The organism is Lelliottia jeotgali (assembly GCF_016771845.1).
Classification (GTDB): domain Bacteria; phylum Pseudomonadota; class Gammaproteobacteria; order Enterobacterales; family Enterobacteriaceae; genus Enterobacter; species Enterobacter jeotgali.
Genome location: NZ_JAENMQ010000007.1, coordinates 87,912 through 102,397, shown reverse-complemented (window position 1 = coordinate 102,397; position 14,486 = coordinate 87,912). Strand labels below are relative to the sequence as shown.

11 protein-coding genes are annotated in these 14,486 nt (G+C 58.0%); 5 read left to right on the top strand and 6 right to left on the bottom strand.

The window, feature by feature from the left end:
• Window positions 1–152: 152 nt before the first annotated feature.
• From ebgA to ygjK, 5 genes are read left to right on the top strand one after another with little or no spacing between them, the layout of a single operon-like run.
• Window positions 153–3,215 carry a beta-galactosidase subunit alpha gene (gene ebgA, locus JBO43_RS14460; protein ID WP_202674583.1) on the top strand — a complete coding sequence of 1,021 codons (3,063 nt, stop codon included), beginning with the start codon at window positions 153–155 and terminating at the stop codon, window positions 3,213–3,215.
• Window positions 3,215–3,664, top strand: coding sequence for a beta-galactosidase subunit beta (locus tag JBO43_RS14455; protein ID WP_202674582.1), 450 nt, complete (start codon window positions 3,215–3,217; stop codon window positions 3,662–3,664). Before ebgA ends, JBO43_RS14455 begins: the two co-directional genes overlap by 1 nt.
• Window positions 3,665–3,721: 57 nt before the next feature.
• On the top strand, window positions 3,722–5,170 hold the full coding sequence (locus JBO43_RS14450; RefSeq protein WP_095283479.1) for an amino acid permease: 1,449 nt from the start codon (window positions 3,722–3,724) through the stop codon (window positions 5,168–5,170).
• A gap of 18 nt (window positions 5,171–5,188) precedes the next feature.
• Window positions 5,189–6,247, top strand: coding sequence for a protein YgjJ (gene ygjJ, locus JBO43_RS14445; RefSeq protein WP_103948878.1), 1,059 nt, complete (start codon window positions 5,189–5,191; stop codon window positions 6,245–6,247).
• A 16-nt stretch (window positions 6,248–6,263) separates the two neighbouring features.
• Entirely contained in the window at window positions 6,264–8,615 is a 2,352-nt protein-coding gene (gene ygjK / locus JBO43_RS14440; RefSeq protein ID WP_202674581.1) for an alpha-glucosidase, read from the top strand.
• A gap of 122 nt (window positions 8,616–8,737) precedes the next feature.
• On the opposite strand, the gene lsrG is transcribed toward ygjK, so the two are convergent.
• Genes lsrG through lsrA form a run of 6 tightly spaced genes read right to left on the bottom strand, consistent with a single transcriptional unit; the run spans window position 8,738 to window position 14,427 of the window.
• On the bottom strand, window positions 8,738–9,034 hold the full coding sequence (gene lsrG / locus JBO43_RS14435) for a (4S)-4-hydroxy-5-phosphonooxypentane-2,3-dione isomerase (protein WP_202674580.1): 297 nt from the start codon (window positions 9,032–9,034) through the stop codon (window positions 8,738–8,740).
• Complete coding sequence (gene lsrF, locus JBO43_RS14430) at window positions 9,031–9,918, bottom strand: 3-hydroxy-5-phosphonooxypentane-2,4-dione thiolase (protein ID WP_095283483.1); 888 nt, start codon at window positions 9,916–9,918, stop codon at window positions 9,031–9,033. The genes lsrG and lsrF overlap by 4 nt, the downstream gene beginning before the upstream one ends.
• Window positions 9,919–9,929: 11 nt before the next feature.
• Window positions 9,930–10,931 carry an autoinducer 2 ABC transporter substrate-binding protein LsrB gene (lsrB, locus tag JBO43_RS14425; protein ID WP_095283484.1) on the bottom strand — a complete coding sequence of 334 codons (1,002 nt, stop codon included), beginning with the start codon at window positions 10,929–10,931 and terminating at the stop codon, window positions 9,930–9,932.
• The gene (gene lsrD, locus JBO43_RS14420; protein ID WP_095283485.1) at window positions 10,928–11,911 is read right to left on the bottom strand and encodes an autoinducer 2 ABC transporter permease LsrD; all 984 of its coding nucleotides are present in this window, start codon (window positions 11,909–11,911) and stop codon (window positions 10,928–10,930) included. The genes lsrB and lsrD overlap by 4 nt, the downstream gene beginning before the upstream one ends.
• A complete protein-coding gene (gene lsrC / locus JBO43_RS14415) occupies window positions 11,912–12,943 on the bottom strand; it encodes an autoinducer 2 ABC transporter permease LsrC (RefSeq protein ID WP_202674579.1) in 1,032 nt (343 codons plus the stop codon).
• Window positions 12,940–14,427, bottom strand: a complete 1,488-nt coding sequence (gene lsrA, locus JBO43_RS14410; RefSeq protein ID WP_202674619.1) for an autoinducer 2 ABC transporter ATP-binding protein LsrA — start codon at window positions 14,425–14,427, stop codon at window positions 12,940–12,942. Before lsrA ends, lsrC begins: the two co-directional genes overlap by 4 nt.
• Window positions 14,428–14,486: the final 59 nt, after the last annotated feature.

Sequence of the window (14,486 nt, the reverse complement as noted above, 5' to 3'; positions counted from 1 at the left end):
CCGGTAAGCGCAGCGCCACCGGGCAATGACCGCATCTCCCTCTCCCCCCTATTTTCGTGATCCACTTAACTCATTTCATTTTTACTGATTTTATTTAGTAAAATATTTACTAAACTCCCCAGCAATGATGTTTTAACCGACAGGGAGATGACATGAACCGCTGGGAGAATGTTCAGTTAACGCACGAGAACCGGCTGCCGCCGCGCGCGTACTTTTTTGCCTATCACGATATCGATCAAGCCCGCCGCTTTGCCCGCGAGGCCAGCAGCCATTTTCTGCTGCTGAGCGGCCAATGGGCGTTCCGCTATTTCGACCATCCGCTTGAAGTGCCCGAAGCGTTTCCCCACCAGCTGATGAGCGACTGGGGCCAGATTAGCGTACCGTCCATGTGGCAGCTGGAAGGCCACGGCAAACTGCAATACACCGATGAAGGCTTCCCCTTCCCGATTGACGTGCCATTCGTTCCGAGTGCGAATCCTACCGGCGCCTATCAGCGCGTATTCACGCTTGGTGAAAGCTGGAGCACGCGCCAGACGCTGATTAAATTCGACGGCGTAGAGACCTATTTCGAAGTGTACGTAAACGGCCATTACGTCGGGTTCAGCAAGGGCAGTCGCCTGACCGCTGAATTTGACGTTTCGCCGTTCGTTCATGCGGGTGAAAACCTGCTGTGTGTCAAAGTGATGCAGTGGGCGGATTCAACCTACATCGAAGATCAGGATATGTGGTGGACGGCGGGGATCTTCCGCGACGTCTATCTGGTGGGTCGCGAGCCGATGCACATCGACGATTTCACTGTTACCACAACCTTCAACGACGACTATTGCGACGCCACTCTCTCCTGCCACGTCGAGCTGGAAAACCTGGCCGCCCAGACGCAAAACGTCACCCTTGACGTTCAGCTTTTCGACGGCGAACAGCGACTGTATCAGGGCGAAGCGCAGGCCAGCGTCGGTCAGCGTCAGACCGTCGATTTTAGCATCGACGTTAAACAGCCAAAACAGTGGTCCGCCGAAACGCCTTATCTGTATCACCTGCTACTGATCCTGAAAAACGCGGCGGGCGAAATACTGGAAGTGGTGCCGCAGCGCGTGGGCTTCCGCGACATCCAGGTGCGCGACGGCCTGATGCTCATCAACAACCATTACGTGATGCTCCACGGCGTGAACCGCCACGATAACGATCATCGCAAGGGGCGCGCGGTGAGTATGGATCGCGTCGAGAAAGATCTGATCCTGATGAAGCAACACAACATCAACTCGGTACGCACCGCCCACTATCCGAACGATCCGCGCTTTTACGAGCTGTGCGATCTCCACGGTCTGTTCGTGATGGCGGAAACTGACGTCGAATCCCACGGATTTGCCAACGTCGGCGATCTGAGCCGCATCACCGACGATCCAACGTGGGAAAGCGTGTATGTCGAGCGCATCGTGCGCCACGTGCAGGCGCAGAAAAACCATCCGTCGATTGTCATCTGGTCGCTCGGCAACGAATCCGGCTATGGCTGCAACATTCGCGCGATGGCGAAAGCCTGCAAGGCGCTGGACCCAACCCGTCTGCTGCATTACGAAGAGGACCGCGACGCCGAAGTTGTGGACATCATCTCCACCATGTACACCCGCGTGCCGCTGATGAATGAGTTCGGCGAATATCCGCATCCAAAACCGCGCATCATCTGCGAATATGCCCACGCGATGGGTAACGGTCCCGGCGGATTAAATGAATATCAGAACGTGTTTTATCGTCACGACTGCCTGCAAGGGCATTACGTCTGGGAGTGGTGCGATCACGGCATTCAGGCGCAGGACGCGGACGGCAATACCTTCTACCAGTACGGCGGCGATTTTGGTGACTACCCAAATAACGCCAACTTCTGCCTCGACGGGCTGATCTACTCCGATCAAACGCCTGGCCCCGGCCTGCGGGAATACAAGCAGGTGATCGCCCCGGTGAAAGTCAGCGGCGTCGATCTCGCACGCGGAGAGCTGCGGGTCGAGAACAAGCTGTGGTTCAGCACGCTTGACGATTACACCCTGCGCGTGGAGATCAAAGCCGAAGGCGAATTGCTCAGCAGCCAGGCGCTGAAAGTAAGTGATTTAGCCCCGAACAGCGCCCGCACCGTTCAGATTACCGTCCCAGAGACAGACGGGCGCGAAAGCTGGGTCAACGTGTTCGTCAGCAAAGATTCCGCCACTTCTTACAGCGATGCGAATCACCCGATTGCGCAGTATCAGTTTGCGCTGGCCCCGCGCACCCTGGTCGCGCAGCCGTGGCAGACAGACAGCGCCACGCCACTGGCCGTCAGTGACGAGCGCCTGACCTGCGTCGTCAGCGGACACAACTTCCGCATGGTGTTCTCGAAACTCAGCGGCAAGCTCACGTCCTGGCGGGTGAACGGTGAAGAATTGATCGCCGAAGAGGGCAAAATTAACTTCTTCAAACCGATGATTGATAACCACAAGCAGGAGTACGAAGGGCTGTGGCAACCGAATCATCTGCAAATCATGCAGGAACATCTGCGCGCCTTTAGCATTGAGCACGATGGCGATGATGTGCTGATTCAAAGCCGCACCCTGATTGCCCCACCGGTGTTTGATTTCGGGATGCGCTGCACCTACCGCTGGCGCATCAGCCCTGCCGGTGCACTCGGCGTCGAGCTGGCGGGCACACCGTACGGCGACTATCCACACATGATCCCGTGCATCGGCTTTACGCTCGGCATCAACCAACACTTCGATCAGGTGACGTACTACGGGCGCGGGCCAGGCGAAAACTACCCGGACAGCCAGCAGGCGAATCTGATCGACGTCTGGAAAAGCGACGTCGATGCGATGTTCGAAAACTACCCGTTCCCGCAGAACAACGGCAACCGCCAGCAGGTGCGCTGGGCGTCGCTCACCAACCATAGCGGCCACGGCCTGCTCGTGGTGGCGCAAAAGCCGATCCACTTCAGCGCCTGGCCGTACAGCGGCGAAGCAATTCATGCCGCGCGACACTGCAACGAACTCGAGCGCAGCGGGCATATCACATTGAATCTTGATCACCAACTGCTGGGATTAGGTTCTAACTCCTGGGGCAGCGAAGTGCTGGACAGCTGGCGCGTGCGCTTCCAGCCGTTCCGCTACGGCTTCACCCTGCTGCCGACCTGTGGTGACGTGCAGGCCCAGGCGTTTTCTCTTACTCCCGCAGCCGCCGAAAGCGAGGCCGAATAATGGACATTATTAACAACCTGGAAGAGTTTACCCGCCGCTACCACGGTGGTCGCAAATGGCAGCGCTGCGTGGAAGCCATACAGAACATCGACAGCATTCGTCCCGGCGTGGCGCATTCAATTGGCGATTCGCTCAGCTATCGCCTGACCATCGACACCACCACCGACGCGCTTTTCCTCGGACACAGACGATATTTCGACGTGCATTACTACCTGCAGGGTGCGCAAAAAATCGAGTACGCACCGAAAGCGCAGCTTCAGGTGGTGGAGTGCTACCGCGATGAAACCGACCGAGAGTTCTTTAAAGGCTGCGGGACCACCGTGCAGGTGCACGAAGGCCAGATGGTGATTTGTGATATCGACGAAGCCTGCCGCTTTATTAGCGACGGCGCGGTGAAGAAGGTCGTCCTGCGGGTGACCGTAGAAGACGGCTATTTCCATAACAAATAAAAAGATCCGGTGGCGCCGAAGTAGCGCCACTACACTCCTCGTACCCGGAGATTCGTTATGTCAGAGTCCACTGTTTCACAGTCCAAGCGTAATACCATCGGCAAGTTCGGCCTGCTGTCGCTGACCTTTGCCGCCGTTTTTAGCTTTAACAACGTCATCAACAATAATATCGAGCTGGGACTGGCATCCGCGCCGATGTTCTTCCTGGCGACGCTGTTCTACTTTATTCCGTTCTGTCTGATCATCGCCGAATTCGTCTCGCTGAATAAAAACTCCGAGGCGGGCGTTTATGCGTGGGTGAAAAGTTCGCTCGGCGGGCGCTGGGCATTTATTACCGCCTACACCTACTGGTTCGTGAATTTATTCTTTTTCACCTCGTTATTACCGCGCGTCATTGCCTATGCCTCCTATGCTTTTCTCGGCTATGAGTACATTCTCACGCCGTTTGCGACCGTGGTGCTGAGTCTGGTGCTGTTTGCATTTTCGACGTGGGTGTCGACCAACGGCGCGAAAATGCTCGGGCCGATTACGTCCGTGACATCCACTCTGATGCTGCTGCTCACGCTTTCCTACATTTTACTGGCGGGCGCGGCGCTGATGGGTGGCGTACAGCCTGCCGATCCGATTACCGTCGATGCGATGATCCCCCACTTTAACTGGGCGTTCCTCGGGATAACCACCTGGATCTTTATGGCCGCTGGCGGCGCGGAATCCGTCGCGGTGTACGTCAACGACGTGAAGGGAGGCTCGAAGTCGTTCGTCAAAGTGATTATCCTCGCCGGGATCGTCATCGGCGTGCTCTATTCCATCACCTCGGTGCTGATCAACATCTTTATCAGCAGCAAAGAGCTGAAATTTACCGGCGGCTCGGTGCAGGTATTCCACGGTCTGGCGGTCTGGTTTGGCCTGCCTGAAGTACTGATGAACCGCTTCGTGGGCCTGGTCTCCTTCACCGCGATGTTCGGCTCCCTGCTGATGTGGACCGCCACGCCGGTGAAAATCTTCTTCTCGGAAATCCCAACCGGCATCTTTGGGGCGAAAACTGTGGCCCTCAATGAAAACGGCGTTCCGGCGCGCGCGGCGTGGATTCAATATTTGATCGTCATTCCGCTGATGATTATTCCGACAATGGGATCAAATACTGCGCAGGATCTAATGAACACGGTGATTAATATGACCGCCGCCGCGTCGATGCTGCCGCCGCTGTTTATCATGCTGGCCTATCTGAACCTGCGTCGCAAACTCGACCATCTGCCGCGTGAATTTAAAATGGGCTCTCGCACCACCGGCATAGTGGTGGTGTCGATGCTGATTGTTATTTTCACCATTGGCTTTATTGCCTCCACCTTCCCGACCGGCGGCAATATTCTGACGATTGTGTTCTATAACGTTGGCGGCATTGTGATTTTCCTCGGCTTTGCGTGGTGGAAATACAGCAAATACGTTAAGGGATTATCGCAAGACGAAAAAAAGATTGAAGCCGCGCCAGCTTCGACCACCTCCTGATCACACCAGAAAATAACAATGAAAATAACTCCTTCACTTTATGGGGCACTCGCTGCCCTCTCTTTTTGCACGCCATCGATGGCAGCGGAAGAAGTACGGCCGGCAGAACATGACGATACACGTACGCCAGAATTGAGCGCCACGTCATTCCGTTTTTACGGCGAGATGGGCGTCGGCGGGTATATGGATCTCGAAGGCCCGGAGAAACACAAATACAGCGACGGAACCTATATCGAAGGCGGGCTGGAGATCAAACACGGCCCGTGGTTCGGCCTGATCTACGGCGAAGGCTGGACCGTGCAAGCGGATCATCAGGGTAACGCCTGGGTTCCCGATCACAGCTGGGGAGGTTTTGAAGGTGGCCTGAACCGTTTTTACGGCGGCTATCGCACGGATGACAGCACCGAAATCATGCTCAGCCTGCGCCAGGATTCATCTCTCGACGACCTGCAATGGTGGGGCGATTTCACGCCCGATCTGGGCTATGTCATCCCCAACACCCGCGACATCATGACGGCGCTTAAAGTACAAAATCTGGCAGGAAAACTGCGCTACAGCGTGACCGCCACGCCCGCCGGACATCACGACGAGAGTAAAGCGTGGCTACACTTCGGCAAGTACGATCGCTACGACGATAAGTACACCTATCCAGCGATGATGAACGGTTATTTGCAGTACGAATTCATCGATGGCGTGACCTGGATGAACGGCCTGGAAGTAACCGACGGCACCGGCGAATTATTCTTAACCGGGCTGCTGTCACCTAATCTCGCCGCCCGCGCATGGCATCATACCGGGCGCGCCAAAGGGCAAAACGTGCCGGGAACGGAAACCGGGTTTATGGCGAGCGCGATGGTCGAAACGCTAAAAGGGCTCTACTTCTCCACCGCCTGGAGCTACGCCAAACATCGCCCTGATGATTCTGCCGACGAAACCACCTCATTTGCGCAGTTCGGCATCTGGTACGAATACGGCAACGGACGCTTTGCCACCGCCGCCGACAGCCGCTGGTACATGAAAACCGCCTCCGGCGACCCCAGCGACCAGGTTTTCCTGATGCAATATTTCTACTGGTAACAAGGACCGATTAACCATGAACCTGACCACCCCACTCGCCCCGCTGGCCTGTGCTTTGATGCTCAGCCTCTCGGCGCACGCGGCTACCGCTGATAGCTATAAAAACGTGATTAACCGCGTCGGCGCGCCGCACTACATGCAGGATTTTGACAGCGACGACCACCAGCGTTTTAACCCGTTCTTCGATCTCGGGGCCTGGCACGGACATTTGCTACCCGATGGCCCGGAAACAATGGGCGGCTTCCCCGGCCCGGCGCTGCTGACGGAAGAGTACATCAACTTTATGGCCACTAACTTTGACCGCCTGACGGTCACGCGCGGCGGCAAAAAAGTCGATTTCACAATGCAGGCATGGAGCCTTCCCGGCGCATTAGTCCAGACCCTGACCGCGCCGGGCGTGAAGATCGTCATGACCCTGCGCTTCGCCAGCCCGCGCACCTCGCTTCTGGAAACACAAATCACCAGCGACGCGCCTCTCGTTCTGCAATGGGATGGCGAGTTGCTGGAAAAACTGGAAGCCAAAGAGGGCAAAGCGGTTTCCGATAAAACTATCGACAGCGCGTATCCGGACTATCAGCGCCACCTGGCCGCCACGCGCGACGGCGTGAACGTGACGTTTGGCAAAGTGCGTTCGACCTGGGATCTGCTGACCTCCGGGGCATCGCAGTATCAGGTGCATAAGTCGATTCCCGTTGAGACTCACATTGACGGGCATCGCTTCACCAGCACCGCGCACATCAATGGTTCGACGACGATCTGGACCACTTATTCCCATTTGCTGACCGCCGACGACGTCAGCCATGAGAAGGCGCAGATCCGCGATATCCTCGCCCGCCCTGCGCACTTTATGCAGGCGTCGGAGAAGCGCTGGGAAGGTTACTTGCAGCGCGGACTGACGAATCCAGACGCCACGCCGGAACAGACGCGCGTCGCGGTGAAAGCCATCGAAACCCTGAACGGCAACTGGCGCTCGCCAGGCGGCGCGGTGAAATTCAATACCGTCACGCCGTCGGTTACCGGGCGCTGGTTCTCCGGCAACCAGACCTGGCCGTGGGATACCTGGAAACAGGCGTTTGCGATGGCGCACTTCAATCCGGAGATCGCCAAAGAGAACATCCGCGCGGTTTTCTCGTGGCAGGTCAAAGCCGACGATAAGGTGCGTCCGCAGGATGCCGGATTTGTTCCGGATCTGATCGCCTGGAACCTCAGTCCGGATCGCGGCGGCGACGGCGGGAACTGGAACGAACGCAATACCAAACCGAGCCTCGCAGCCTGGTCGGTGATGGAAGTGTATAAAACCACCCAGGACAAAGCCTGGCTGGAGGAGATGTACCCGAAACTGGTGGCTTATCACGACTGGTGGCTGCGCAACCGCGATCACAACCACAACGGCGTGCCGGAGTACGGCGCGACGCGCGATAAAGCCCACAACACTGAACACGGCGAGATGCTGTTCACGGTGAAAACCGGCGATAAAGAGCAAACCCTTTCCGGGCTTAAAAATTACGACGCGACCGTCAGCAAAGGCCAGTACGACAGCCTGCAAATTCCGGCGCAGGTGGCGGCGTCCTGGGAATCCGGGCGTGACGATGCGGCGGTGTTTGGCTTTATCGACAAAGATCAGCTGGATAAATACGTGCAGAATGGCGGGAAACGCAGCGACTGGACGGTGAGCTTCGCCGAAAACCGCGACGCCAAAGGCACCCTGCTCGGCTATTCCCTGATGCAGGAGTCCGTCGATCAGGCGAGCTATATGTTCAGCGATAACCGCTATCTGGCGGAAATGGCGACGATCCTCGGTAAACCCGAAGCGGCGAAGCACTACGGACAGCTGGCGGATAAGCTCGCGGGCTACATCAATACCTGCATGTTTGATGCGAAAAGTGGTTTTTATTACGACATCCGCATTGAAGAAAAACCGCTGGCCAACGGCTGCGCGGGCAAACCGATCGTCGAGCGCGGAAAAGGGCCGGAAGGCTGGTCGCCGCTGTTTAACGGCGCAGCGACGCAGGCGCACGCCGATGCGGTGGTGAAAGTGATGCTGGACCCGAAAGAGTTCAACACCTTTGTACCGCTCGGCACCGCGGCGTTAACCAACCCGGCGTTTGGCGCAGATATCTACTGGCGTGGGCGCGTATGGGTGGATCAGTTCTGGTTTGGGTTGAAAGGGATGGAGCGCTACGGGCATCGCGACGCGGCACTGAAACTGGCGGATACCTTCTTCCAGCACGCCAAAGGGCTGACCAGCGACGGGCCGATTCAGGAGAACTACAACCCGCTGACCGGTGCGCAGCAAGGTGCGCCGAACTTCTCATGGAGTTCTGCGCATTTGTATATGTTGTATAACGATTTTTTCCGTAAGGAGTAGTCTGGGCCCCTCACCCCGGCCCTCTCCCCAAGGGAGAGGGAGAAAAGCGAATGACCCCCTCACCTACAGGGAGAACACCGGACGATCCCCTCTCCCTGTGGGAGAGGGTTAGGGTGAGGGCGTCAGCCTTCCGGCATCAACCCCACAAAACTGCGCTTCTTACGCGGCTCCGACATCAACGCCTCAAGCTTATCGACGCACGCCAGATAGTGCGGGGTTTTCTTGTGGGCCAGCACCGCCTCTTCGTCTTTATAGGCCTCGTAGATAAAGAACCGGGTTTTCACTCGCGGGTCCTGTAACACGTCAAACCGCAGATTTCCCGGCTCCTGAATCGCCCCTTCGTGATTAGCGCGAAACACCTCCAGAAACTCATCCACGCGCTCCGGTTTGATATTGATTTCCACTAACGTCACGTTCATTTCACCTCTCCCTGTTTCTCTTCCTGCCAGAACTGGAACGCCTCGCGGGCGCTCATGTTCTCGTGTACTACTTTCTTCACTGCCTTCAGCATCGCCAGCGGCGCGCTGGACTGGAAGATGTTGCGCCCCATATCCACGCCCGACGCCCCCTGATCGATAGCGCGGAAGCACATCTCCAGCGCCTCGTGTTCCGGCAGCTTTTTACCCCCGGCGATCACAATTGGTACCGGGCAGCTGGCGGTCACTTTTTCGAAGCCCTCTTCCACGAAATAGGTTTTGACGAATTGCGCCCCCATTTCGGCAGCAATACGGCTGGCGAGCGAGAAGTAGCGCGCGTCACGAGCCATCTCTTTGCCCACGCCGGTCACCGCCAGCGTCGGAATGCCGTAGCGGTTCCCTGCATCCACCAGTTTGATAATGTTGTTGATCGACTGATGCTCAAATTCGCTGCCGATATACACCTGCGCCGCCACGGCGCAGACGTTCAGGCGCAGCGCATCTTCCATCGCCACCGCCACGCATTCGTTCGACAGCTCACCCAGAATCGAGTTACCGCCCGAGGCGCGCAGCACCACCGGTTTGTTGGTGGCTGGCGGCACGGTGCTTCGCAAAATGCCACGGGTACACATCAGCACGTCGGTCTCGGCAAACAGCGGAGCAATCGACAGATCGATGCGCTCAAGCCCGGTGGTTGGCCCCTGAAAATAGCCGTGGTCGAAGGCGAGCATCACCGTGCGGTTGCTTTTTGGATTAAAGATGCGCGCCAGCCGCGACTGCATCCCCCAGTCCAGCGCGCCGCAACCCTTCAGGGTAAAGGGCACGTTCTGCTGCGGCGTGCCGATGCCAAAATCTTTTCCGTCTTTGATGTCATCTAAATCAGCCATGTTCTCCCCCATCAGAAGTCGTATTTGTCGATGTTCTCTTTGGTGAACACCACGCGCTCCGGCAGCAGCACGATGCCGTTCCCTTTCGCCTCATACTGATAGCCCTGCACGCTGTTCGGCTCGACCTTCAGCACGCCGATGCCTTTCACATCCACGCTGTCGCCGACATTAAGATCGCCTTTTTTCAACAAATGATCGGCGACATTGACCGCAATTTTGCCCTGCTGTACCACATCCCACAGGCCAAAGGCTTTCACCGTGCCGCGCTCGACGTACGGGCGCATCACGTTTGGCGTACTGAAACCGACAATCGCCACCCCTTCACGTTTGAGGTTTTCCGCCGCCTGTGCCGCCGCTGGCAGCGCGTTGGCGTCCGGGGCAATGATCGCATCCAGATCCGGATAGGCTTTTAAGATCCCTTCGGCGGTTTGCAGAGATTTAGTGGCGTCGTTATAGCCAAACTGGGTGGTCACGACCTGCCATTGCGGGTGGTCTTTCTCGATTTTGGCCTTCGCCTCTTTCACCCACTGGTTCTGGTCGGTTACGGTCGGGCTTGAGTAGAAGAAGGCGACTTTGGCGTTCGGCTTGGTGACCTGTTTTCCGGCCATATCGACCAGCAATCCGCCGAGCTGTTCCGGCGTCCCCTGGTTGATATAGACGCTGCGGCATTCAGGTTTGGTGTCGGAATCCCAGGTCAGCACTTTCACGCCGCGCTGCATCGCACGTTTCAGCGCCGGGCAGAGGCCGTCCGGCGAGACGGCGGAGACGATAATCGCGTTGAAGCCCTGGTTAACGAAGTTGTTGATGAGCTGCACCTGGCCGGAGACGCTCGGCTCGGTCGGGCCGTCGTAGGTCACGTCCACACCGAGTTCTTTACCCGCCTCTTTCGCGCCGTTGCCGCCGCTGGTAAAGAAGCCGACACCAACCAGTTTCGGAATGAACGCAATTCGTTCGGCGGCCTGCGCCGAGGCAAAGCTTAACGCCATCGCCAGGACTATCAGTTTTGTTTTCATCTTACGCTCCGGGTATTTTTTGTGAGAAGAGTGCGCAGCCATTCACGGTGCAAACTCAGCGAACGTCCCATCACCACCACAACCAACAGCGCCCCTGACAGCGCGCTCGACACCTGGTTGGGGATGCCGACCATCTGTAAACCCTGTTGCAGATACCCCACCAGCAATGCCGCCAGCGCCGTACCGACAACCGAACCTGAACCGCCATAAATATTCGCCCCGCCGAGCACCGCTGCCGTCAGCGCAGGCATCAGCAAGTCGCGCCCCAAATCAGAACGCGCCGAGCCGAAATAGGAGACCATCACCAGCGCGGCAATGGCCGACGCCACGCCAACCAGCCCGTAGAGCGCATAGGGCATTCCGTTCACCGACAGCGCCGCATAGCGTGCCGCACGCGGGTTTTGCCCAATCAAAAACAGGTGTCGACCAAAGCGCCCGCGATGGGTGAGAAGCCAGAAGAAGAAGGTGATCACTGCAAAAAGCACTAACGGAATTGGCAGGCCAAACAGCGTGAGATTGGCAAACGCCGTAAAGCTGTCCGGGAAGCCGCCGATGCCTTCATAGCCTGTCGCGCCCGCCATGCCGGAGAGCAGCAGCGCGCCGCCGCCGTAGAGGTAAAGCGTGCCGAGGGTGATCACCAGCGGGCTGATGCCGGTGTAGTGAATCAGTGCGGCGTTGAACAGGCCGCACAGCAGGCCAACCAGCAGCGTGAGTGGGATCGCCAGCGCCATCGGCCAGCCTGCCTGCATCATCACGCCCAGCGCAATCGCGCACAGGCCAATGGTCGAACCGAGAGAAATATCAATCCCACCGCTGATGATCACCAGTGTCAGCGGCAGCGCCACAATGCCGATGCAGATGAAATCGCTGGTGCTGAACAGAAGCATGTTGATGTCTAGCATGCGCGGGTTGATGGCCCCGAATAGCAGGATCTCCAGCACCAGTAAAATCAGCAGCGCGCTTTCCCAGTTAAGCTTCATTTACGCCACCTCTTTTTTGCGTTTCGGAAACGGGGTGACGTGCTTTCCCCCTTTATTGCCCGGCTGGAAACGGCTGTACTTCAGCGCACGCTGATGGCGGGTCAGCGCCTGACGCAAGCGCCCGTCGAGGACCAGTACACCGAGCAGCACCAGCCCGGCGATAAAGTCGTTCCACCAGGCAGGGAGTTTGAACAGCACTAGCACGGTGTCGATTTGCGTGAGGAAAAAGGCACCGAGAAACGCGCCGACCAGCGTCCCGGTTCCGCCAAGCAGCGAAATGCCGCCCAGCACGCAGGCGGCGATGGCTTTCATCTCCAGCCCGCTGCCGGTCTGATTCGGCACAAAACCGATCTGCGAGGCAAAGACGATCCCGGCGCAGGCAGCCAGCACGCCATTAAGCGTAAAGGCGATCATCCGGGTGCGGTTCACCGCCACGCCGAGCTGGCGCGCAGCGGCGAGGTTATCGCCCACGGCGTAAAAATCGCGGCCCGACGCGGTGCGCGACAGCGTCCACGCGCCAATCAGTGCCAGAAACAGCACCACCATCCCAAGCGGCGAAATGCCCACCGCGACCGGCTCCGACAGCGCTTTCAGGCCAGACGGTAAACCTTCGATCCACTTCCCGCCGGTCCACAGCAGCATCGCGCCACGGTACAGCCCCAGCGTACCGAGCGTGGCGACAATCGCCGGAATGCGCAGCCCGACCACCAGTAGCCCGTTAAAGGCACCGGCCAGCGCGCCAATCGCCACCGCAAACAGCATTGAAACCGGCAGACTGTAGCCATTGTTGAGCGCCACGCCGACGGCGATCGCACACAGCCCGACGGTCGAACCGACCGACACATCAATGTTGCGCGTCAGCATCACCAGCGTCGCGCCCAGCGCCAGCAGGATCAGGATTTGCGAGCTGGCGAAAATCATCCCCAGGGTCTGAAAACTCAAATAGGCCGGATTGAGCGCAACCAGCACGCCGAACAGCGCCAGAATGGCGAGGAAGGCGCTCAACTCGCGGTTTTTAAGTAAGGTCTTCATGATTGGCCTCCAAAAGCCAGCGCCATCATTCTGTCGACGCTGACGGCGTGGCGCGGGAGTTCGCCGTTGAGCACGCCCTGATGCATCACCAGTACGCGGTCGGCGAGCCCCGGAAATTCATCGAGATCGCTGGAGATCATCAGCACCGCCACGTTTTGTGCCGCCACGCTTTTGATCAGTTGATAGATATCCGCGCGGGCCGAAACGTCCACCCCGCGCGTCGGTTCATCGACGATCAGCAGCAGTGGATTGGCCTCCAGACAGCGCGCCAGCAGAACCTTCTGCTGATTGCCGCCGGAGAGGGTGCGCACGGTTTGATCCGGGTGATTGAGTTTGATCCCCAGCGCCCGGTGATAACGCTCCACCACCGCCGCTTCACGTTTGCGCTGCTGCCAGATGGAGGGCTCATTCAGCGCCACGGTGTTCCAGCGGATCGGCGCATCGAGAAACAGACCGGACACCTGCCTGTCTTCCGGGAGGTAAACCAGCCCTTTGTCGAGGCGCGACAGCACCGAGTCGCCACCGATCTCCTGATTTTCCAGCCAGATCTTTCCGCCGCGAACGTGGCGCAGTCCGTACAGCGTTTCAGCAAATTCCGTGCGCCCCGATCCTACAAGACCCGCCAGCCCAACGATCTCTCCGGCATAGATCTCAAGATTTAGATCGATAAAGCCTTCGCCCGTCAGATCTTCCACCCGCAGCACCGGGAAATCCTGCGCCTGGGTGCGCCGATTGCCCGGCAGCGCCAGCCACAATTTTTGCGTGTCGCTTAAGGTGTGTTCACGGCTGACGGGCGTCATCGCCGCAATTAAGGCGCTGTCGTCGAACGCCGCGGTTTCGCCGCTCAGCACTACCGCCCCGTCGCGCATCACCGAGACGTGGCTGGCGAGCAGGCGAATCTCCGGCAGTTTGTGGGAGATAAACACGATGCCGACGCCGAGCGCCTGTAGCGCGCGAATCTGGCGAAACAGGCGCTCGGTTTCCCCTGGTGTGAGCGACGCCGTCGGTTCATCGAGGATCAGGATTTTCGCCTCGCGCATTAATCCGCGCAGGATCTCCACCATCTGCTGATCCGCCACTTCCAGCGTGCTGGCGGCAGCGTCGAGATTAAGCTGGCATTGCAGCTGCTGGAGTTTATCGGCGAGGCGTTTTTCGAGCGCAGTCCCGCGCGGCAGGCGGAACAGGATGTTTTCACGCACGGTAAGATTGGGAAATAACATCGGCTCCTGCGGCACCAGATAGATCCCTAACTGGTGCGCCTGGCCGGGCTTAAGGCGCGCAAAAGGTTTTCCTTCAACGGTCAGTTCACCGCCGTCGGGCGTTTCCACCCCGGCGATAATTTTCATCAACGTCGATTTTCCCGCGCCGTTACCCCCCATCAAGGCGTGGACCTGACCGGACAGCAGCGTGAAATCAATGCCTTTCAGCACCGGCACGCCGGAGAACTGCTTGTGGATATCACGCGCTTCGATCAGGACCGTCATCATCGCTCCGTTTTGAACAAATGATTTTTTGATTTAATAATGTTCAAAAGCGTAGACGG

Bases quoted from the DNA above. Each gene is read 5' to 3' on its own strand.
- JBO43_RS14450 (WP_095283479.1), top strand. From the start codon at position 3,722: ATGTCAGAGTCCACTGTTTCACAGTCCAAGCGTAATACCATCGGCAAG.
- lsrG (WP_202674580.1), bottom strand. From the start codon at position 9,034: ATGAACGTGACGTTAGTGGAAATCAATATCAAACCGGAGCGCGTGGAT.
- lsrF (WP_095283483.1), bottom strand. From the start codon at position 9,918: ATGGCTGATTTAGATGACATCAAAGACGGAAAAGATTTTGGCATCGGC.
- lsrC (WP_202674579.1), bottom strand. From the start codon at position 12,943: ATGAAGACCTTACTTAAAAACCGCGAGTTGAGCGCCTTCCTCGCCATT.
- ygjK (WP_202674581.1), top strand. From the start codon at position 6,264: ATGAACCTGACCACCCCACTCGCCCCGCTGGCCTGTGCTTTGATGCTC.
- JBO43_RS14455 (WP_202674582.1), top strand. From the start codon at position 3,215: ATGGACATTATTAACAACCTGGAAGAGTTTACCCGCCGCTACCACGGT.
- lsrB (WP_095283484.1), bottom strand. From the start codon at position 10,931: ATGAAAACAAAACTGATAGTCCTGGCGATGGCGTTAAGCTTTGCCTCG.
- lsrD (WP_095283485.1), bottom strand. From the start codon at position 11,911: ATGAAGCTTAACTGGGAAAGCGCGCTGCTGATTTTACTGGTGCTGGAG.
- ygjJ (WP_103948878.1), top strand. From the start codon at position 5,189: ATGAAAATAACTCCTTCACTTTATGGGGCACTCGCTGCCCTCTCTTTT.
- ebgA (WP_202674583.1), top strand. From the start codon at position 153: ATGAACCGCTGGGAGAATGTTCAGTTAACGCACGAGAACCGGCTGCCG.
- lsrA (WP_202674619.1), bottom strand. From the start codon at position 14,427: ATGACGGTCCTGATCGAAGCGCGTGATATCCACAAGCAGTTCTCCGGC.